Raw genomic sequence first — 19,462 nt, forward strand, 5'->3', positions numbered from 1 at the left:
GGGGCGTTTTTTTTGTCGATCGCTGGCGCACTACCACTTGATGCGATCGAAGCGCCGCGTATAGAGAACGTCGGCGCCGTAGAACGTGCCGCCATAGGCGGCCACGGACCAGTAGCGCGTCAGGTTGAGCGTGACCTTGATCGCGTTCGAGGCTGACTGCAGCCCCTGTTCGTAGCCGAGCACGAACCATTCGTTAATGGCCTTGGAGAGCAGCACGACCTCGGGATCGGTCAGGCCCACCTCGCTGCGCCCGATCGAAATTTCGTCGAGGCCGATGCTCTGCGCGATGCGCTTGCCTTGTGAGCTGCCGAGCAGCGCGAGCGCCGTCGTCATCGCGTTCTGCTGGCCGACGTTATTGCCCTGGTCGGTGCCGTGGCCGAACAGGAGCCACGAAAGCTTGTCGTTGTCGGGCACGTTCGGCTCGGAAACGAGCTTGGCCACCGGCGCCTGAACCGTGCCCGTGACCTGTACGCCCGCCTCCACCTGCTGGTTGCGCCGCATCGCGAGAATGTTGATGCCCGGATTGCCGACCGGCCCGTTGAACGTGAAGTAGCCGTTCTCGATGGCCAGCTTGGTGCCGAACGCCGTGTAGGTGGACCCTTCGATCACGCGCACGTTGCCGACCGCGCGCAGCGGCACGTCCGGCGCGCTGTTCACGGTGATCGTGCCGGCGAGACCCAGGTCCGCGCCCTGCCCGTGGAAGCGGAAGTCGCGCCCGAGGTCGATGGCGACGTTCGCGCGTGGCGCGAAGCGCGGCGCTGGCTTCTTCGAGGCGGTCTCTTCGATGGGCGGCGGCGTGCCGCCCGTCGTCGTGCCGTCGGGGCGCACGATCACGACGTCGTCGCCGAGTGCGGGCGCGGCCGACTCGGGCATGTCGAAGCGCGCGCGATCGACAGTGAACTTGCCGTCGATCTGCATGCCGCCCAGATGCCCGCCATTGGCGATGCTCGCGCTGCCCGACAGCGACAGCTTGCGGTCGGGCGAAGCAAACAGCTCGAGCTTGTCCGCGATGATGCTCGCGGTGAGGTCGGGCTCGTCGTTGTCGAGGCGCACGCGGCCCGTCGCGCGCAACGTGCCGCTCGTCGCGCCGTGGAATTCGACCTGCTGGAAGTCGACGAGATTTTTCGACAGCGCGATGCGGATCGTGCCGTCCTTGAGCTCGACGCCCTGGTCGACCACGGTCGCGGAAATGCCGTCGCCAATGAGCGAGCCCGTGAGGTTCGGCTTGGCAAGCGTGCCGCCCAGTGCGAGCTGCAGCGCGAGATGGCCGTCGAGCAGGTAGGTCGGGCCCAGCAGGCCGCCGGTGGTCTTCAGCGAAGGCACGTTCGCCTTGATCGTGCCGCCGAGCGGCGCTTCTTCGGCCACCGCGAGCATGCCGTCGCGCGGCACGAGTGTCGTGTTCGTGTCGATGTCGAGCGTGCCCACGCGGCTCGCCTGCGCGTGCGCGGTGAGCGTGAGGCGATTGCCGCCGCTGAAGGCCGCGCGCGCATTGAGATCGCCGATGCCGAGCGAGGCGAGACCGCGCCCGATCTCGGTCGTGATGTCGCCCGAGCGGCGCTTCACCTGCAGATAGCCGCTCGCGCTCTGGCCGATCGAGAAGTCCCAGTCACCGTCAAAGATCAGATCGGTTTTGAGCGTGGACGGCACGCCGGTGAACTGCTGGCGCAATTGCATGATGCGCGCGACCGAGACATTCGTGAGCGCGCCCGCCGAGCGGATGCGGCCGTGGTCGAGGTCGAACGACTTCAGGTCGAGCGAGGCGCCCAGGGCCGCGATGCGCGTCGCGCCGAGCGTGACCATGCCCGGCCCTGCGCTCACGGTCACCGGCGCCTCGAGCTTGACGCCCGGCACGCCGCGGTTCTCGAGCTGCGTCACCGTGCCGTCCCAGCGCGTGCCTTCGGGCGTATCCGAGAGCTTGCCGTTGGCCGCCACCGCGAAGTCGATCGGCTGCCCCTGGACCTTGCCCTTCGCGCTCGCGGTGAGCGTGTGCTTCGCGCGCGTGCCGGACAGGCGCGCGCTCAAGGTCGTGATGTCGACGCCCGCCACGGCGACACCGCTCGCATCGGCGCTGAACGCGAGCGCGCCGTTCGCGCCGTCGCGCGCCTCCGCCCGGCCCTCGGCGTGGCCGACGCGGTTATCGCCGAACACCACGTTCTCGGCCTTGTAGTCGAGCGCCACGTCGGGATGCGCGAAGGTGCCGGTCAGGTCGCCGCTTGCCGCGAGCTGGCCCGCGACGCCGAAGCCGAGCCGGTCGAGCTGCGGTGCGTCCACGCGAAAGCGCAGACGGTCGCCGTTGGCGCCGAAGCTGCCTTGCAGGTCGACGGTATTGCCCGCGACGGAAAGATTCGCGCGGCTCGGCAGAATGCGCGAGCCCGCGAGCTGAATGAGGCCCTGGCCGGTGAGCGGCAGGTCGTCGTAGACACTGGGGCCGAGCTTGAACTCGGCCTTCGTCGTCAAGGTGGGCGCGAGCATGCCGCTCGCGTCGAGCGTGCCGTTCACGCGTGCCGTGATGCGGCGCGTTGGGGCTTTCTGCGTGCCCTTCTGCGCGGCTTTGCCCGCGGATGCGGTCCGCGCTGCCGTTTTCGGTGCCGAGCTTTGCGTCGAGGTTTGCGTGCCGGTTTGCGTACCCGTTTGTGTGGTATTGCGCGCAACGTCCTGCGCTTGCGCCTGCTCGCTCGATTGCGCGGGATTGAGCGCCGGGTTCATCGCGGGATTGAGCGCGAGGTTGCGTTGCGGATTGAGCGCGTTCTGTTCCGCGGCGCGCTGCGCCTCGGTGGGCGCCGCGGGCCTGGCCGCGGGTTGTGCCGCCTTACGGGCCGTGCCCTTTTGCGCCGGCACCTGCGACGCGAGCGAGAGCGGATCGAAGTTGGTCAGCACCGCCTTGAGCGTGTACGAGGAATGGGCGTCATGCTTGAGCGCGCCCGTGAGGTCGAGATGCCCGGCCCCCGAGGTCAGGCGCACGTCGTTGAAGGCGAGGCGCGCGGGATCCTGCGTCACCTTGCCCTGCAGGCGCAGCGCGGCCTTCGGATCGGCGAGATCGAGCGCGACGCTCTGCACGTCGCCGGCCAGATGCACCGTGATCGGGCCAGCCAGCTGTGTCGGGAGCACGCTCGCTTCGAGCGCGTTCAGATCGAGGGCCGCCACCTTGAGGTCGAAGCGGCCGTTGCGCCCGCTCAGGACGCCGCTACCGGTCACTGTCGCGTTCTTCACGAGCCGCACGTTCAGGTTCGAGAGACGTTGCGTATGCGCGTCGAGCACGACGTCCGTGCGTGCATCGATGAGCGGCAGCAAGTGCGCGTCGATCGCCCCCGGCTTCGCATTGACGATCGACACCTTGCCCGCGACCGTGAAGCCGGCTGCATTGGGATTCTCGTGGCCTGGCGCGACCCCGGCCGCGCCCGAAGCGAGGGCGGTGGCGGAAGCCGGTGCGACAGCCGACGCCCCAGCGGCCACGCCGGCCGAAGCGTTGCGCGCGTGAGCCGCCGACGCGCCGCGCGACCGCGTTGCCGCTGCTGTCGCCGCCGATGCCGATGCCGAAGCTGCCGCCGACGCCGCGCCATGAACGCCTGACGCCGCTGCCAACGATGCCGCCTCGGGCACGAACGGCTTGACCGGGTCCTGCGCCGGCTCCAGGTCGGCACGCAGGGCCAGGTCCGCGAACGGCGCGCCCGGCGCGAACGCCTGCGGGTTCACGTGATCGAAGGCGAGCGTCGCGCGCTTGAGCGGCACGGCCGCGAACGGCGCCGCCTCGACATGCGCCTGCCCCGCCAGCTTCATGCCGCTCGCCGCGATGTCGGCGCTGAGCGCCTCGAGCGAGCCGCCAAGGCGCGCGTTCACCTGCACCGCCTCGTTGTTCACCTTGCCCGCATAGCCAAGCTCGCCCGTGAGTGCGAACGGCCGCACCCCGTCGAGCTTCGCGCTCGCGCTCACCGCGCCGTAAGGCGTGTCGAGCTGCTCGACGGCCGCCTCGTGATGCCGCCCGTCGCTACGCCCGTGGAATGCGAAATTCGAGAACTCGGTGGCCGAGGCGCCCTCGTGCAGCGTGAGCTTCGCCACGCGCAGATCGCGGATCTCGAGCGCGAGCGGCAGCCGCAGGTCGCCCGGCAGCGTCATCGGCGACGATGGTTCGTTAGATGGCACGATGCGCGCATCGATGTTGCCCACATGCAGATAATCGAGCACGAAGCGCCAGGGCCGCTTCTCGTGAACCTCCAGCGCCCACTGGCTGCTCACGCGGTCGATCGCGAAGGTCGTGCCGTCCTTGCCGCGCCAGCTCACGTCGCGCAGGCGCAGGCCCGTCGCGATCGTGCCGCCGTCGAGCGTGCCCGCGAGTTGACCGCCCAACACCTTCACCGCTGCGCGCCACACCCAGGCCGTGCCGCGCTCGGTGATCGCCGCGCCATACAGGAGCCCCGCCACCAGCGCGACGATCAGCACCGGCGCCACAACCGCCCACGCGAGCGACTTCCACAGCCGGCGCCGGCGGCGCGGCGGCGGGGCGCCCGGCTCGCGGCCTTCGCCCGATGGCGGGGCGCCCGCACCATTCGCTCCGCCCGCGCCGTTCGCGCCATCACCGACTGATGGCCGCGGCGGCGCGCCGCCGTCGTCCGACGACGCAGCAAGCGTCACCGCAGGCACGAGCCAACTCACGCAACGGAAGCGTTGACGCGCACTCATGCGACGCTCCCTGCGGCAGCAAGCCCTCTGACCGTGCGTCTTTCGGCAACGCGTCCTTCGGCAGTGCGCGCTCCGGCGGCAGCGCCCCCTGCGGCGAGCGGCAGCATCGAAACGGCGCGGAGCGAGGCAAGCGTCATCATCAGAATGCAATTCCGAGCGTCACATAAGGCCGCACTCTGCGGTCACGAAAACCGTACGCAAGGTCGAGATTGACCGGACCGACGGGGCTGCGCCAGCGCGCGCCGAAGCCCGCGCCCGGATAGAAGACCTTTTCTCCCCAGGTGTCGGTGGCGGTGCCGATATCGAAGAAGACCGCACCGCCCCAGTCGCGATTGAACCAGTGCTGATATTCGCCCGACCCGGTCACGAGGTACTTGGTCGGCAGAATCGAGCCGTCGACATTGTTGCCGATGCTCTGGAAGGAGTAACCACGCACCGAGTTCGACCCGCCCGCGCGGAACAGCAGCGAGGCCGGCACGTCCGAGGAACTGCTCGACGTGAATACGCCCCCCAACTCGGCACGAAACAGCACGATGTCGTCGCGGCCGATCGGCAGATACTGCTGGCCGCGCATGTAGCCGCGCGCGAAGGTGGCATCGGAGCCCGCGCCCTTCACGCCGAAGCCCGCCTCCACGCGCACGAGGTTGCCCGAGCGCGGAAACAGCGGATCGTCGACGTTGCGGCGCGTCCACGACCATTGCGGCACCAGCGCACGGGCCATGGTGGGCGGTCCTTCGTTCTGGTAAAGGCGGTCCTGGTAGTAGAGCAGCGAGTACGAGTAGTCGATGTTCTGCGAGGTGCGCGTGCGCTGCACGCCCGCGCGCAGGCTATAGATCGTGGTGTCCGAGACGTCCGTCGTCGTGTACGACGCGAGCACGCTGTTGGTCCATGCACGCGCGCCCGGCGGCATCGATAGCTGGATCTGGCCGTATTTCTGGATCTGGTCGAGCCGCCCCGAGATCTGAAGCGGCCATGCCGAGCCAAAGGTGTTCAGATACGTGTACGAGCCCTGGATATGCGGGCCGGTATCGGTCGAGTAGCCCACGCCGCCGCGGAAGTTGTTGTACGGGTATTCGCTCACCTTGACGTGCAGCGGCGTCAGCTCGGGCTTTTGCGTGTTGTCGTCCACGTCGATGGCCACGCTCGCGTAGTACGGCGTGTTCTGGACCTGGCGCTGCAGCTCGGTCACGCGGTTGACATCGTAGATTTCGCCGGGCGAGATCGGGTTCACGTTGTCCACGATCTTCTGCGGATAACGCCGCGTGCCCGAAACGTCGATCTGCCCCATCGTGAAGGTCGGGCCGCTGTCGAACGTCACGGAAAGCTTCGCGTCATGCTTGAGCGGATCGACGCGCGCCTCGGAATGCACGATCTTCGCGCCCAGGTAGCGCCGCGCCTGCAGCGCCCTGAGCGCCGCGCTCTTGGCGCCGTCCCAGCCCGACTGCGTGAAGGCGTCGCCTTCGTGCAGCGAGAAGGCGAAACGCGTGGCTTTTTCCTGCGCGGGATCCTCGGTCTGCACGGGGCCGGTAAAGGTGAGCGTCACCGCCGAGATCTGCGTGCGCGGGCCCGCGTCGACATAAACGGTCACGGCGCGCTTGCCGTTGGCGCCGGTGCGCACGTCGGTGCGCACGACCGGCGTGAAATAGCCGTCCGTGGAGGCCAGGTCGCGCACCTGCTGCGGCGTGGCGGTCACGAGAAAGTCGAACTGGTCGTCGCTGACGCCGGACCGTGTGGAGAAGCGCGCGAGGTCGAGATGCGCTTCGAGCAGCTTGCGCAACTCGCGCGGCGAGGTCTGGATATCGACGTCGTAGTAGGTGCGCTTGTGCGACCACGGCAGCAGGCTGGCGAGGTCGGCACGCGCGGGCGCCGCGGTCACGAGGCTGGCGAGCAGGCCTGCGGCGAGCCATGCGGCGAATCGCAGGGAGAAGCGAGCGGAAACGCGGGCTGAAAAATATACCGGGAACAAGGCCGAGGAGCGGGCTGAAAAGCGTGCCGAAAAGCGGCTCAAAAAACGGGGTGCGGGGCGCACCCGCTCAGCGGGCCCGTCGTTGGCGTGCTGCGCGGCGGCGTGAGCGTGCCGCGTCACCCGTGACGGATGCCGCTTCGCACGCAACGCTTCGATCACCCATCCCGCCAAACAAGACCTCCAGCCGTCGTTCTTTTGCCCATTGCATACGTTTGCGCAGGCGCCTCTTGCCGCGGTGCGGGCGCAAACGCGTTATTTCACCACAACAACGCTCGAAAACCCCAGGACGCGGCGCAAAAAGGGCCGCAAGGAGCGTCTCATCAAGCTGTGTTGCCGCCTGGTACGACGCTCGAGCACCGGCTTCACCGAGTTGCAGCTTGCCAGACAGCCCCCCCGGCCGCTGCGCGGCGGGCTCGTTCGTGGCGCGCCGGCCGACCGCCGATGCGCCCCCGCCCGCACCCGGCGCGAACGCCGTCCACACGCTGTCCGCCTGGATGTTCCGCGGCCGGCGCTTGCGGTAAAATTGCGGCCGACACGCACCGAGGCGGCCTGCCAGACATCGCCGCCTCTCCGCACCTACGCGCACTTGTGTGCACCCACGCGCAGCACTCGCGACGGACGTTAGCCATGTATCAGTCGGAAATCACGCAGTTCCTGAACCAGCTCAAAGAGCAGAAGCCGTATCTCGAAGAGCAGCAGCGCAAGGGCCGTGCGCTCCTGTGGGACAAGCAGCCGGTCGACCTCGACGAGCGCGAGCGCCAGCAGGCGTCGCGCGTCAGGCAAACGTCGTACGTCTACTACCAGAACTTCTGATGGCCGAGGCCGACGGGGCCGAGATGGCTAACGAGGCCGAAGGACGGGCCGACGCACGTCACGCCCCTCCTGCCGGCGCCGCGGCGGCCCATGCTCCGGCAAGCCCGGCCGGCCAGATGGCCAGCCCGGGTGAAGCGCTCGCCGCACCCTCCACGGATTCGACGCCCGACACCGTCGACGGCGTCGCATTCGCACGCCTGTACGGCGAGCCGCTCTTCAAGCTCCCGCAAGACCTCTACATCCCGCCCGACGCGCTCGAAGTCTTCCTCGAGACCTTCGAAGGCCCGCTCGATCTGCTGCTCTACCTGATCCGCAAGCAGAACTTCAACGTGCTCGACATCCCGATGGCGGACGTCACGACGCAGTATCTGGGCTACGTCGAGCAACTGCGCAAGACCAATCTCGAACTCGCCGCGGAATACCTGCTGATGGCCGCCATGCTCATCGAGATCAAGTCGCGCATGCTGCTGCCGGTCAAGAAGGCCGACACCGGCGAGGAAGCCGAAGACCCGCGCGCCGAGCTCGTGCGGCGCCTGCTCGAATACGAGCAGATGAAGCTCGCCGCCCAGCGCATCGACCGCCTGCCGCAGCTCGGCCGCGACTTCATGCGCGCCGAGGTCTATATCGAGCAGAGCATCACGCCGCGCTTTCCCGACGTGGACAGCAACGACCTGCGCGCCGCGTGGGCCGACGTCATCAAGCGCGCGAAGCTGGTGCAGCATCACAAGATCTCGCGCGAGGAGCTCTCGGTGCGCGAGCATATGAGCGTGATCCTGCGCAGGCTCCAGGGCACGCGCTTCATGGAGTTCTCGGAGCTCTTCGACACCACGCGCGGCGTGCCCGTGGTGGTCGTGAACTTCATCGCCATGCTCGAGCTCGCGCGCGAATCGCTCATCGAGATCACCCAGGCCGAGCCGTTCGCGCCGATCTACGTGCGCCTCGCGTATCTGCCTGCATAAGTGCCCACATAAGCTGCCCGCATCAGGGCGCGCCCGGGCGGCCTGCATGGCGGCCTGGGGAAAATCCGGTCTGGCCCCATACGAGCATTTCTGCCCGACGCCAGGTTAACCCCCCATCTGAAGCGGCTGCGCTGCACGCCCAAATCCTCTACAATCGCCCGCGCCTGACCCTGAGCGGCCGGGCACGCCATTCGGCCAGCCGCGCGCCCTGGTGCGCCGCGCGTTTCGCCGGTTGCCGCAACCCGTCTTGCCCCGTGCGAGGCATAACGCATCCGATCATGAAAGTCATCAGCTCGATTCAGGAACTGCGCGACCAGTTGCGCGGCCAAAACCGCACCGCGTTCGTGCCGACCATGGGCAACCTGCACGAAGGCCACCTCTCGCTGATGCGCCTCGCGCGCCAGCACGGCGACCCGGTCGTGGCCAGCATCTTCGTGAACCGCCTGCAGTTCGGCCCCAACGAAGACTTCGACAAATACCCGCGCACGCTCCAGGACGACATCGAGAAGCTGCAGAAGGAAAACGTCTACGTGCTGTTCGCGCCCACCGAGTCCGACATGTATCCGCAGCCGCAGGAGTACCGCGTGCGGCCGCCCCACGACCTCGGCGACATTCTGGAAGGCGAGTTCCGGCCCGGGTTCTTCGAAGGCGTCTGCACCGTGGTCATGAAGCTGATGTCGTGCGTGCAGCCGCGCGTCGCCGTGTTCGGCAAGAAGGACTATCAGCAGCTGATGATCGTGCGCGCGATGTGCCAGCAGTTCGCGCTGCCGACCGAGGTGATCGCCGCCGAAACCGTGCGCGACACCGACGGCCTCGCGCTCAGCTCGCGCAACCGCTATCTCTCGGCCGCCGAGCGCGCCGAGGCGCCGCAACTGGCGGGTGTGCTGCAAGGGATCCGCGAGTCGGTGCTCTCGGGCCGCCGCGACTTCCAGCAGCTCGAGCTCGAAGCGATGGCCACGCTCGCCGCGCGCGGCTGGAAGCCCGACTACATCGCCATTCGCCGGCAGGCAAACCTCCTGCCGCCGGTACCCGGTGAAACGGATGCGCCGCTCGTCGTGGTGGCCGCGGCCAAGCTGGGCGCCACGCGCCTGATCGACAATCTCGAGATCTGAGCGGTTCCGGGCGCCGCGCCTCCCGCGCGCCGGCTCACCCGGTCTCAGCACGCTTTTTTCGGCATTACCCGTGGCGGGCCATGCGCCCGCCCGCCTGAGGAGATTCACCATGCAACGCCATATGCTCAAGTCGAAGATCCACCGCGTCGCCGTCACGCACTGCGAGCTGCATTACGAAGGCTCGTGCGCGATCGACGAGAACCTGCTCGAAGCGGCGAACATCGTCGAGAACGAGCGCATCGACATCTGGAACATCAACAACGGCGAGCGCTTCACGACCTACGCGATCAAGGGCGAGCGCGGCAGCGGCATGATCTCGCTGAACGGCTCGGCGGCGCGACGCGCGCAACTGGGCGACCTCGTGATCATCGCGGCGTTCGCGAACGTGGAAGAAGAAGAGCTGAAGGCGGGCTGGAAGCCAGACCTCGTGTTCGTCGACGAGAACAACCGCATCAAGGGCAGCCGCGACCACGTGCCGACGCAAAGCTGGACCTGAAACGCTAGAGGCCGCGCGCCAGGGCGTGCGCGGCTCATGCGGCGGGCGCCCTGCCCGCCGCGGCACGCGTCCGCGGGCTCGGGGCACCGCCCCGCCGGTTCGCAGCGCGCCGACCACTCGGGCGCGTCAGTTCAGGTTCTTCCCGGGCACCCGGCAGGCCCGATCCCAGGGCTGCTTACTTGCCGTCCACCCACGAGATGATCGGCTGCCACTGTTCGAGATCCTTATCCACACGGCTTTTCGCGACGTCCCACAGCGTGAGGCCGTGAGCGGCGAGCTGCACGTAATTCTGCGTGTCGCGCAGATAGCCCAGCACCGGCAGTTCGAGCCCCTCCACGAAGCGTTGCAGCTGCTCGGCCGAGCGCGTGCGCGAGTCCACCCGCATGCCCACCACGCCCACCTTGATGGCGCCCTTGCGCACCGCCTTTTCCTTCGCGAGCCGGTCGAGGAAGTCCTTGGTCGCGAGTATGTCGAACATGGACGGCTGTAGCGGCACGATCACCTTGTCCGCGAGCTCGACGATCGCGGCGAGCCGGTTGCCATGCAGGCCCGCCGGCGTGTCGATGACGGCGTGCTCGAGCCCCTTGGGCGGCTTGGCCGGGTTGTCCAGGTCGATGCCCCAGCTCTCGATGGCCGGCAGCGTCTCGGGCCGCAGGTCGAGCCACGCGTGCGCCGACTGCTGCCGGTCGAGGTCCGCGAGCGCGACCCATTCGCCTTGCGCCGCGAAATAGCCGGCCAGATTGGTGGACAGCGTGCTTTTGCCGACGCCGCCCTTGGGGTTCGCCACCACGATCACCGTCATGAATGCTCCCGTCAGGAAGGCTGGCGCGCGGGCCAGCCGGTTTGCCGATTCTGTTGATTCTGCCGATTTCGCTTCCGTCGATGCCGCAGCCCCGCCGCTTTGCCCACGTCGAAGAGCGCGGCGCACCGACGCAACCGTCCGATAATATCGGCAAATGCGGCGGCGCCGAAGTCCCGGCCCGGGTCTGCGCCCGTGTGGCACATCGCACGCCCGGCAAGTCTCGCGTGCACGCGATGCCGCTGCGGACCCCGATCCCCCTTCTGAAAATCAAGGAGACTTTCCTGTCATGAGCACGTTGCGCACCGATATCACCGTCGATTCCCTGCACGAGCGCCAGCGCGGCCGGCTGCCCGATCTGATCGGTTTTCGCACGGTCGCGCTCGAACAAGGCCTGCTGCGCGCCGAGCTCGACATCCGCAGCGAGCTGCTCGCGCCCAATGGCTTTCTGCATGCCGCCACGGTGGTCTGTCTCGCCGATACGGCCTGCGGCTACGGCTGCCTCGCGCACCTGCCGCCCAGCGCGAAAAACTTCACCACCATCGAGCTCAAGAGCAACTTTCTGGGCACGGCGCGCGAAGGGACGCTGAGCGTGGTCGCCACGGGCGTGCACCTCGGGCGCAGCACGCAGATCTGGGACGCCACCGTGACGGGCCCTGACGGCAAGACTACGGCCCTCTTCCGCTGCACGCAGATGGTGCTGTACTAAAGCGATCGCGCGAGGGCCTGTTCACGCCAGCAACAGACCTTGCTGTTGGTGTTCCGATCGCGCCGGGGCAGTGCAGCCGCTTCAGCATTGGCAGACGCAGCCCGCGCTCAACCGATCGCGTCATAGAGGCGCGCCAGATCGAGGCTTGCTTCCAGCGTGTCGGCTAGCCGCTCGAGCGACGCCTCGCGCAGCGCCGGGTAGTCCACGCGTTGTGCCGCCTCCAGACCCGCCCAATGGAGCAGCGCGGCGCACGCCTCGGGTGTGTCGAAGAGGCCATGCACATAAGTCGCGAGGATCTGGCCGTCGGCCGATTGCGCGCCGTCCGCGCGCAGCGGCTCGGCCTCGTCGCCGGCTGCGCAATCCATCGCAGCGTTGGCCGATGCGATGCGCAGCGCGGGATCGGCCAGCGCCGGGCCGCGCGTCACGCCCATATGGATCTCGTAGCCCCGCACCGGCACCTGCGCCTCGCCGCCGGGCGCTTCTACATCGCCGCGCAGCACGAGGCGCCCCGTCACGTTCTTCAGGGTCTTCTCGCGCGTGAGCTCGGTTTCGTAGTCGAGCCAGCCGAAGCCGGCCACGGCGCCGGGCTCGCCCTCCACGCCATGCGGATCCGCAATCGCGCGCCCGAGCATCTGCATGCCGCCGCAAATGCCGATCACCCGGCCGCCGTAGCGCAGATGCCGCGCGAGCGCCGTTTCCCAGCCCTGGGCGCGCAGCCACGCGAGGTCGTCGCGCACGTTCTTCGAGCCCGGCAGGATCACGAGATCGGCCGGCGGCGGCGCGCTGCCCGTGCGCACATAGCTGAATTCGACCTGCGGATGCGCGCGCAGCGCATCGAAGTCCGTATGGTTGCTGATGTGCGGCAGCGCGGGCACCACCACGCGCAGCGTCTCGCCGCCGGCCTGCGCGTGGGTGTGCGCGACGCCCGGCAGCATGTCCTCGGCATCGAGCATCAGGCCGTGCAGATACGGCACCACGCCGAGCACCGGCTTGCCCGTCTGCGCTTCGAGCCAGTCGAGGCCGGGCTTGAGCAGCGAGGGATCGCCGCGAAAGCGGTTGATGATGAAGCCCTTCACACGCGCGCGCTCGCTTTCGGACAAGCACGCGAGCGTGCCGATCAGGTGGGCGAACACGCCGCCGCGGTCGATGTCGGCGACGAGCACGACCGGGCAGTCGACGGCCTCGGCAAAGCCCATGTTGGCGATGTCGTTGGCGCGCAGGTTGATTTCGGCGGGGCTGCCCGCGCCCTCGACGAACACGGTCTCGTAGCGCTCGCGCAGCCGTGCGTACGATTCGAGCACGGCCTCGCGCGCGAGCGGCTTGTAGTCCTGGTAGGCGCGCGCGTTCAGATTCATGCGCGCCTTGCCGTGGACGATGACCTGCGAGCCCAGATCGCTGTTGGGCTTGAGCAGCACGGGGTTGAGGTCGGTATGCGGCTCGATGCCCGCGGCCAGCGCCTGCAGCGCCTGGGCGCGGCCGATCTCGCCGCCGTCGGCCGTCACGGCGCTGTTCAGCGCCATGTTCTGCGGCTTGAACGGCGCCACGCGCGCGCCGGCGCGGTACGCGATACGGCACAGGCCGGCCACGAGCGTGCTCTTGCCCGCGTCGGAGGTGGTGCCCTGGATCATCAGCGTGCCGCGCGGCACGGCGGGTTTCGTAACGGACATGTTGGCGATGGATGGCGGCAGTGGCGGCACAAGGCCGGGGGCGTTCGGGCGAAGGCGCATTATCCCATCGGGTGCGCCGCTGCCGCGGACGGTCCGCGCCGCGTCGAGATCGCCTGCCACGCGCTCGCGCCGCGATCGCCGTCAATCTGTCGGAGACTAGCCGCTACAATCACGCGATGATTTCGCGCGACTTCACCTTCATCGTCGGCGGCGCGCGCTCGGGCAAGAGCGCCTACGCCGAACGCCTCGCCGCAGACAGCGGCCTGCCGGTCACCTATATCGCCACCGCGGCCACGCCCGAGGGCGCCCACGCCGATGCCGAGTTCGCCGCGCGCATCGCCCATCATCGCGCGCGGCGGCCCGCGCACTGGGTCATCGTGGAAGCGCCGCTCGATCTCGCGGGCGCGCTCGACGCCGCGGCCACGCGCGGCCAGTGCGTGCTGATCGATTGCCTCACGCTGTGGCTCGCCAACCTGCTTTGCCCGCCCGAATCGGAAGCGCCGCTGCCCGACTGGCGCGCGCGCCTCGACGCCTTCGCCGCCGCCTGCGAGCGCGCGAAGCACGCCGACTGCAGCGTGCTCGTCGTGAGCAACGAGATCGGCATGGGCGTCGTGCCGCTGGGCGCGGCCACGCGTCTTTATGTCGACGAGCTTGGGCGCCTGAACCAGCGCATCGCCGCGCTCGCCCACCGCGCGACCCTCGTGGCCGCCGGCTTGCCGCTCGTGCTCAAGGCACCGTCGGCTGACGCAGCAAGCGGATCGGGCGCGCTCAAGGCGCCTTCGGCTGACACAGCAAGCGGATCGGGCGAGCCGGGCCGATCATGCTGACGATGCTGAGCCTGCCCGCCACCGCCGCGCTAGCCGTCGCCGGCGTGACCGTCGACCGCTGGATCGGCGAGCCACGCCGCGCGCATCCGCTCGTCGCGTTCGGCGCGCTCGCGAGCCGCATCGAAAAGCGGCTGAACACCGGCCGCCGCGGCCGCCCGCTCGGCCTCTTGGCCTGGCTCGCCGCCGTTGCGCCGCCCGTCGCGCTCGCGGCGCTGCTGTGCGCCGTGCTGCCCTGGCCGCTCGCGTGGGCGCTCCATGTCGCGCTGCTGTGGTTCGCGCTCGGCGCGCGCAGCCTCGAAGAGCACATCGCGCCCATCGCACGCGCACTCGCCGAACGCGACCTCGTGGCGGCGCGCGAATTGACCGCGCGCATCGTCTCGCGCGACACCGCGAACGCCGACGCCACCGCGCTCTCGCGGGCCGCCTGCGAATCGGCGCTCGAAAACGGCAACGACGCGATCTTCGGCGCGCTGTTCTGGTTCGCCCTCGCGGGCGGCCCGGGCGCGCTCGCGTTTCGCCTCGCCAACACGCTCGACGCGATGTGGGGCTACCGCACGCCGCGCTTCTTGCGCTTTGGCTGGGCGGCGGCCCGCATCGACGACGTGCTCAACTGGATTCCCGCCCGCCTCACGGCCACGAGCTACGCGCTGCTCGGCGACACGCGCGTCGCGCTGCGCTGCTGGCGCGAGCAGGCGCCGCGCTGGGAGAGCCCGAACGCGGGCCCGGTGATGGCCGCGGGCGCAGGCAGCCTGAACGTGCTGCTGGGCGGCGCGGCGGTCTACCACGGCGCCGTGGAGCAGCGGCCCGCGCTCGGCGCCGGCGCGCCGCCGCGCGCCGAGGACGTGACGGCCGCGCTGCGTCTCGTCGAGCGCACGACGATCCTGTGGCTCGCCGTGCTCCTCGCCCTGGCCTTCCTGAGCGTGGCGACCCATGTCTGAAGCGCATCTCGACACCGCCCCGCGCGTGATCGCGCACGGCGGCAATCTGCACGAAGCCGCGCGCCGTTACGGCATCGCGTGGGATGCGTGGATCGATCTTTCGACCGGCATCAATCCGCACGGCTATCCGGTGCCACCGGTGCCCGCCGCGGCGTGGCAACGCCTGCCCGAGGACGGCGACGGCTTCGCGGCCAGCGCGGCGCGCTACTACGGCGCGCCCGATGCGCAGCACGTGTTGCCGGTGGCAGGCAGCCAGGCCGCGATCCGCGCGCTGCCCGCGCTGCTGGCCACACAGGGACCGGCGGCGCGCGTGGCGATCGCGCCGCTCACCTACGGCGAGTACGCGCCTGCGTTCACACAGGCGGGCCACGCCGTGGTGCCGCTCGACATCGCCAGCGCCACGCTTCCCGAAGACGTCACGCACGCGGTCGTCGTGAATCCCAACAATCCCACGGCGAGCCTTATCGGCCGCGAGACGCTGCTGCGCTGGCACGCGCAACTCGCCGCGCGCGACGGCACGCTGATCGTCGATGAAGCCTTCGCCGACGCCTTCGCCGATTCCCGCGCGGCCTCGCTCGCGGATGCAACCGGGCGCCCCGGCCTCGTGGTGCTGCGCTCGCCCGGCAAGTTCTTCGGCCTCGCGGGCGCGCGCTGCGGCTTCGCGCTCGCCGCGCCCGCGCTGCTCGCGGCGCTGCGCGCGCGGCTTGGCGCGTGGACCGTGAGCGGCCCTGCGCGCCATGCGGTCACGCACGCCTTCGCAGACACCGCATGGCAAGGCGCGATGCGCGAGCAGCTCGCCGCCGAATGCGCGCGCCTCGTGGCGCTGCTCGCCTCGCACGGGCTCGCGCCGCGCGCCACGCCGCTGTTCGCCTGGATCGTCCATGCGCGCGCCGCCGAGTTGCAAGACGCACTGGCCGCGCGCGCGGTCTGGACGCGCCGCTTCGATGCGCCGGCGAGCCTGCGTTTCGGGCTGCCCGCATCGGAAGACGAGTGGCAGCGCTTCGAGACGGCGCTCGCGCAGGCCATGCAGGCACTCGGCTGATGCGGCTCCAGTCGATCGTCCACGCCGGCACGCGCGCTTGCACTCGCTCCGGCTTGCGAGCCCTCGCACTCGCCCTATCCTTCGCGAGCGCCGTCGCATGCGCGCCCGATACGGCCTGTGCCGCCGGCGTGAGCGCCATCGACGATGCCGGCAACACCGTCACGCTCCCCGGGCCCGCGCAACGCGTCATCAGCCTTGCGCCGCACGTCACGGAGCTGATCTACGCGGCGGGCGGCGGCGCGAAGCTCGTGGGTACGGTCGCCTACAGCGATTACCCGCCGCAGGCGCTGAGCGTGCCGCGCGTGGGCGACAACCGCGCGCTCGACCTCGAACGCATCGCCGCGCTCAAGCCCGATCTGATCGTCGTCTGGCGGCACGGCAATGCGCAGCAGCAAATCGACCGTCTGCGCGAAATGCACATCCCGCTCTTCTTCAGCGAGCCGCACCGGCTCGACGACGTGGCGACCTCGCTCACGCGGCTCGGCGTGCTGCTGGGCACGGAGCGCACTGCGCAAGACGCAGCCGGCGCTTACCGGGGAGAAATCGCGCGACTGCGCGCGCGCTACGCGCAGCGCGCACCGGTGAGCGTGTTCTACGAAGTCTGGGACCAGCCGCTCATGACGATCAACGGCGAGCACATGATCAGCGACGTGATCGCGCTATGCGGTGGCCGCAACGTGTTTGCCGCGCTGCGCCCGCTGGTGCCCACGCTCTCGACCGAAGCGGTGCTGGCCGCCCGTCCCGACGCGATCGTGACCGCCTCGCAAGGCGCGACGGCGCCGGACCGGCCGCTGCCCGCGCTCACGCACTGGCGCGCGTGGCCCCAGTTGCCCGCGGTGGCGCACGACAATCTCTACGCCATCGACGGCGATCTGCTCACACGGCCGGGACCGCGCATCGCGCAAGGCGCGGCGCAGTTGTGCGAGGATCTCGATCGCGCGCGCTCACGCGATGCCCACGCGGCGAATTGATCAGGACTCCGAATAAATTATCAGCGGGATTCAGGCGTTCCAGCGCGCGAGCTGCCACTCGCCGCTCGACGCCCCACGGTGCAGCATGACGATCGCCGCCATCTCGAGCGGCCAGCGCACGCAACGCGCGAGCGGCAAGCCCAACGCGCGCGCCGTGATCGCGCGGATCACGCCCGCATGCGCGACGGTCCACAGGCTCCCGTGCGCCTCGGTATCGAGCGCATCGAACCACGCCGACACGCGCGCATCGAACTGCGCGACGCTCTCGCCCTGATGCGCGCGCGCATGCTCGAAATCGGCGGCCCAGGCGTCGATCTGCGCGCGCTCGATGGCGTCCCAGCGCTGCATTTCCCACGCGCCGAAGTCCATCTCCTCCAAACGCGCATCTTCGATCGGCGCGACGCCCTCGTGCATCTGCCCGAGCAGTCGGGCAACGCTCGCGCAGCGCGTGAGCGGGCTCGTTTCGATGCGCTGCGGCGCGCGTGCACCCAGCGCGGCCAGGCGCGCGGCGATCGACGCCGCGCCCGCATCGGCGGCGGCTGCGAGCGGCACGTCGGACTTGCCGTAGCACACGCCCGCCTCCACCGCCACGGCAGGATGACGAATCAGGACGAGATCCACGCGAGCCCCATCAGATAGATCGCCAGCTCGAACACCTGCTGTGCGAAACCAAGACAATCGCCCGTATAGCCGCCGATGCGGCGCACGAAATACCGGCCGAGCGCATAACGCAGCGCGCCGAGCACGGCGAGCGTCGCCACGCCCGCGCGCCAGTCCGGCCACGCGGGCCAGAAGAGCCAGGGCAGGCCGAACGCAAACGCACAGCCGAGCGCGAGCGCACTCATGCGCTGCGCGACCGGCTTGGCCTTGCCTTCGGGACGCACGTAGTCGAGCGAGACGAGATAGCTGATCGCCAGCGCGCGGCTCGCCGCGTGGCCGGCGATCATCAGTGTGGCGGCGCGCAACGGCGGCAGCGCGGTCAGCGTCTGCCACTTCAGCGCGAGCGCAATCACGAGGCCGATGGCGCCGAACGCGCCAATGCGCGAGTCGTGCATGATGCGCAGCACATCCTCGCGCTGGTACGCGCCGCCGAATGCGTCGATGGAATCGGCGAGACCGTCTTCATGGAACGCGCCAGTGGCGACGAGCGTCGCGCCCATCGAGAGCAGCACCGCCACGCCCGGCGGAAACACATGCAGCGCCGCGAGGTACACGAGCGCCGCGAGCACGCCGATCAACGCGCCGACGAGCGGAAAATAGCGCGCCGCCGCGTTCAGCCATTGCGGCTCGAAGCCGACCCAGCGCGGCACCGGCACGCGCGTGAAATAGCCGAGCGCCGTGAAGAAGTAACGCAGTTCCGCGAGCGGATTCATCGCGCGCGCGTCAATGCGGACGCTCGCCGTTGGGCTTCTCGCTGCGCTCGTCGACGCCCGCGGACTCGAAGCTCGCCATTTCGTTAAGGAACGCCACGGCCGCGCGCAGGAGCGGCACGGCCAGCGCCGCGCCCGTGCCCTCGCCCAGACGCAGTTCGAGCGCGAGCAGCTCGCGCGCGCCGAAATGATCGAGCATGCGCCGATGCCCCGCCTCGTTCGACGCGTGCGCGAACACGCAGTAGTCGCGCACGTGCGGCGCGAGCGCATCGGCCACCAGCAGCGCCGAGGTCGCGATGAAGCCATCGACGAGTATCGCCATGCGCTGGCGCGCCGCTTCGAGAAACGCGCCCGCCATCATCGCGATCTCGAAGCCGCCGAAGGTTGCGAGCACATCGATCGGCTCGCGCACGTTCGCGTGGCGCGCGAGCGCGGCGGCGAGCACGTTGCGCTTTCTCGCGAGACCCGCGTTGTCGAGCCCCGTGCCGCGCCCCACGCATTCGTCGATGGGCACGTTGCACAGGCGGCTCATCAAACACGCGGCCGACGACGTATTCGCAATGCCCATCTCGCCGAAGCCGATCACGTTGGTGCCGAGCGCCGCATGGTGGCGCACGCGCGCGGCGCCGGCCGCGAGCGCGGCGATGGCCTCGTCGCGCGTCATCGCGCTCTCGTGCGCGAAGTTGCGTGTGCCGCGCGCAATCGGCAGCGAAACGAGCGTCGATGCAGACGGCAGCGGCGGCAATGGCGTCGCGACGCCCGCATCGACAATCTCGAGCTCGAGCCCGGCCACGCCGCTGAATGCATTGATGGCCGCGCCGCCCGCGAGGAAGTTCGCGACCATCTGCGCGGTCACTGCCTGCGGATACGGGCTCACGCCTTCGTTGGCGATGCCGTGGTCGCCCGCGAACACGATCATCACCGGGCGCTCGACGCGCGGGCGCGTGGTGCGCTGGATCATGCCGAGCTGGCGCGCGAGCGTCTCCAGGCGGCCGAGGCTGCCCGGCGGCTTGGTCTTCGTATCGATGAGGTGCTGAAGCTCGTCGCGCAGCGACGGGTCGAGCGGCTCGACGGCCAGCAGTTCGGAAAGCGTTGAAGTCATGGTGATTTCGGTTC

General features: G+C 69.5%; 17 protein-coding genes. 10 read left to right on the forward strand and 7 right to left on the reverse strand.

Annotated features, from left to right (window positions below; all coding sequences use genetic code 11):
- Positions 1 to 30: 30 nt before the first annotated feature.
- Together E1956_RS14425 and E1956_RS14430 are read right to left on the reverse strand one after the other, a co-directional pair.
- Entirely contained in the window at positions 31 to 4,677 is a 4,647-nt protein-coding gene (locus E1956_RS14425) for a translocation/assembly module TamB domain-containing protein (RefSeq protein WP_134749886.1), read from the reverse strand.
- Positions 4,678 to 4,816: 139 nt separating this feature from the next.
- Entirely contained in the window at positions 4,817 to 6,517 is a 1,701-nt protein-coding gene (locus E1956_RS14430; protein WP_232071445.1) for an autotransporter assembly complex protein TamA, read from the reverse strand.
- A gap of 753 nt (positions 6,518 to 7,270) precedes the next feature.
- On the opposite strand from E1956_RS14430, the gene E1956_RS14435 reads away from it, so the two are divergent.
- From E1956_RS14435 to panD, 4 genes are all read left to right on the forward strand, one after another.
- The gene (locus E1956_RS14435) at positions 7,271 to 7,456 is read left to right on the forward strand and encodes a DUF3460 family protein (protein ID WP_028221183.1); all 186 of its coding nucleotides are present in this window, start codon (positions 7,271 to 7,273) and stop codon (positions 7,454 to 7,456) included.
- A gap of 116 nt (positions 7,457 to 7,572) precedes the next feature.
- Positions 7,573 to 8,415: a segregation and condensation protein A gene (locus E1956_RS14440; RefSeq protein ID WP_134750648.1), complete on the forward strand. Its 843-nt coding sequence runs from the start codon at positions 7,573 to 7,575 to the stop codon at positions 8,413 to 8,415.
- A 278-nt stretch (positions 8,416 to 8,693) separates the two neighbouring features.
- Positions 8,694 to 9,527 carry a pantoate--beta-alanine ligase gene (panC, locus tag E1956_RS14445; protein WP_134749888.1) on the forward strand — a complete coding sequence of 278 codons (834 nt, stop codon included), beginning with the start codon at positions 8,694 to 8,696 and terminating at the stop codon, positions 9,525 to 9,527.
- Between the two features lie 109 nt (positions 9,528 to 9,636).
- Complete coding sequence (panD, locus tag E1956_RS14450; protein ID WP_028221186.1) at positions 9,637 to 10,023, forward strand: aspartate 1-decarboxylase; 387 nt, start codon at positions 9,637 to 9,639, stop codon at positions 10,021 to 10,023.
- A 175-nt stretch (positions 10,024 to 10,198) separates the two neighbouring features.
- Here the strand turns inward: panD and E1956_RS14455 are convergent, their stop codons facing one another.
- Positions 10,199 to 10,825 (reverse strand): ParA family protein, encoded by a 627-nt coding sequence (locus tag E1956_RS14455; protein WP_134749890.1) that lies wholly within the window; start codon positions 10,823 to 10,825, stop codon positions 10,199 to 10,201.
- Positions 10,826 to 10,866: 41 nt separating this feature from the next.
- Between E1956_RS14455 and E1956_RS14460 the strand changes: the two genes are divergently transcribed.
- Positions 10,867 to 11,115: a hypothetical protein gene (locus E1956_RS14460; protein WP_134749891.1), complete on the forward strand. Its 249-nt coding sequence runs from the start codon at positions 10,867 to 10,869 to the stop codon at positions 11,113 to 11,115.
- The gene (locus E1956_RS14465) at positions 11,112 to 11,531 is read left to right on the forward strand and encodes a PaaI family thioesterase (protein WP_134749892.1); all 420 of its coding nucleotides are present in this window, start codon (positions 11,112 to 11,114) and stop codon (positions 11,529 to 11,531) included. The genes E1956_RS14460 and E1956_RS14465 overlap by 4 nt, the downstream gene beginning before the upstream one ends.
- A 107-nt stretch (positions 11,532 to 11,638) precedes the next feature.
- Here the strand turns inward: E1956_RS14465 and E1956_RS14470 are convergent, their stop codons facing one another.
- Entirely contained in the window at positions 11,639 to 13,198 is a 1,560-nt protein-coding gene (locus tag E1956_RS14470) for a cobyric acid synthase (RefSeq protein ID WP_197732798.1), read from the reverse strand.
- 176 nt (positions 13,199 to 13,374) lie between these two features.
- Between E1956_RS14470 and cobU the strand changes: the two genes are divergently transcribed.
- The 4 genes from cobU to E1956_RS14490 are packed head-to-tail and all read left to right on the forward strand — an operon-like array spanning position 13,375 to position 16,976.
- Positions 13,375 to 14,025 (forward strand): bifunctional adenosylcobinamide kinase/adenosylcobinamide-phosphate guanylyltransferase, encoded by a 651-nt coding sequence (gene cobU, locus E1956_RS14475; RefSeq protein WP_134749893.1) that lies wholly within the window; start codon positions 13,375 to 13,377, stop codon positions 14,023 to 14,025.
- Entirely contained in the window at positions 14,022 to 14,963 is a 942-nt protein-coding gene (gene cbiB, locus E1956_RS14480) for an adenosylcobinamide-phosphate synthase CbiB (RefSeq protein WP_134750652.1), read from the forward strand. Before cobU ends, cbiB begins: the two co-directional genes overlap by 4 nt.
- Positions 14,956 to 16,005 (forward strand): threonine-phosphate decarboxylase CobD, encoded by a 1,050-nt coding sequence (gene cobD / locus E1956_RS14485; protein WP_134749895.1) that lies wholly within the window; start codon positions 14,956 to 14,958, stop codon positions 16,003 to 16,005. The genes cbiB and cobD overlap by 8 nt, the downstream gene beginning before the upstream one ends.
- Positions 16,005 to 16,976 carry a cobalamin-binding protein gene (locus tag E1956_RS14490; RefSeq protein ID WP_134749897.1) on the forward strand — a complete coding sequence of 324 codons (972 nt, stop codon included), beginning with the start codon at positions 16,005 to 16,007 and terminating at the stop codon, positions 16,974 to 16,976. The genes cobD and E1956_RS14490 overlap by 1 nt, the downstream gene beginning before the upstream one ends.
- Before the next feature lie 30 nt (positions 16,977 to 17,006).
- Here E1956_RS14490 and cobC read toward each other — a convergent pair whose 3' ends face one another.
- The 3 genes from cobC to cobT are packed head-to-tail and all read right to left on the reverse strand — an operon-like array spanning position 17,007 to position 19,448.
- On the reverse strand, positions 17,007 to 17,597 hold the full coding sequence (gene cobC / locus E1956_RS14495; RefSeq protein ID WP_134749899.1) for an alpha-ribazole phosphatase: 591 nt from the start codon (positions 17,595 to 17,597) through the stop codon (positions 17,007 to 17,009).
- Positions 17,582 to 18,349, reverse strand: a complete 768-nt coding sequence (locus E1956_RS14500; protein ID WP_134749901.1) for an adenosylcobinamide-GDP ribazoletransferase — start codon at positions 18,347 to 18,349, stop codon at positions 17,582 to 17,584. The genes cobC and E1956_RS14500 overlap by 16 nt, the downstream gene beginning before the upstream one ends.
- Positions 18,350 to 18,359: 10 nt before the next feature.
- Complete coding sequence (cobT, locus tag E1956_RS14505; RefSeq protein WP_134749903.1) at positions 18,360 to 19,448, reverse strand: nicotinate-nucleotide--dimethylbenzimidazole phosphoribosyltransferase; 1,089 nt, start codon at positions 19,446 to 19,448, stop codon at positions 18,360 to 18,362.
- Positions 19,449 to 19,462 lie beyond the last annotated feature (14 nt).

It is taken from the genome of Paraburkholderia pallida, from assembly GCF_004524855.1.
GTDB classification, from domain to species: domain Bacteria; phylum Pseudomonadota; class Gammaproteobacteria; order Burkholderiales; family Burkholderiaceae; genus Paraburkholderia; species Paraburkholderia oxyphila.

What these genes read in the sequence shown, in the direction of transcription:
- E1956_RS14425 (WP_134749886.1), bottom strand. Translation starts at nt 4,677, where the DNA reads ATGAGTGCGCGTCAACGCTTCCGTTGCGTGAGTTGGCTCGTGCCTGCG.
- panD (WP_028221186.1), top strand. Translation starts at nt 9,637, where the DNA reads ATGCAACGCCATATGCTCAAGTCGAAGATCCACCGCGTCGCCGTCACG.
- E1956_RS14490 (WP_134749897.1), top strand. Translation starts at nt 16,005, where the DNA reads ATGCGGCTCCAGTCGATCGTCCACGCCGGCACGCGCGCTTGCACTCGC.
- cobT (WP_134749903.1), bottom strand. Translation starts at nt 19,448, where the DNA reads ATGACTTCAACGCTTTCCGAACTGCTGGCCGTCGAGCCGCTCGACCCG.
- E1956_RS14440 (WP_134750648.1), top strand. Translation starts at nt 7,573, where the DNA reads ATGGCCAGCCCGGGTGAAGCGCTCGCCGCACCCTCCACGGATTCGACG.
- E1956_RS14470 (WP_197732798.1), bottom strand. Translation starts at nt 13,198, where the DNA reads ATGTCCGTTACGAAACCCGCCGTGCCGCGCGGCACGCTGATGATCCAG.
- E1956_RS14455 (WP_134749890.1), bottom strand. Translation starts at nt 10,825, where the DNA reads ATGACGGTGATCGTGGTGGCGAACCCCAAGGGCGGCGTCGGCAAAAGC.
- E1956_RS14435 (WP_028221183.1), top strand. Translation starts at nt 7,271, where the DNA reads ATGTATCAGTCGGAAATCACGCAGTTCCTGAACCAGCTCAAAGAGCAG.
- panC (WP_134749888.1), top strand. Translation starts at nt 8,694, where the DNA reads ATGAAAGTCATCAGCTCGATTCAGGAACTGCGCGACCAGTTGCGCGGC.
- cobU (WP_134749893.1), top strand. Translation starts at nt 13,375, where the DNA reads ATGATTTCGCGCGACTTCACCTTCATCGTCGGCGGCGCGCGCTCGGGC.
- cobD (WP_134749895.1), top strand. Translation starts at nt 14,956, where the DNA reads ATGTCTGAAGCGCATCTCGACACCGCCCCGCGCGTGATCGCGCACGGC.
- E1956_RS14465 (WP_134749892.1), top strand. Translation starts at nt 11,112, where the DNA reads ATGAGCACGTTGCGCACCGATATCACCGTCGATTCCCTGCACGAGCGC.
- E1956_RS14500 (WP_134749901.1), bottom strand. Translation starts at nt 18,349, where the DNA reads ATGAATCCGCTCGCGGAACTGCGTTACTTCTTCACGGCGCTCGGCTAT.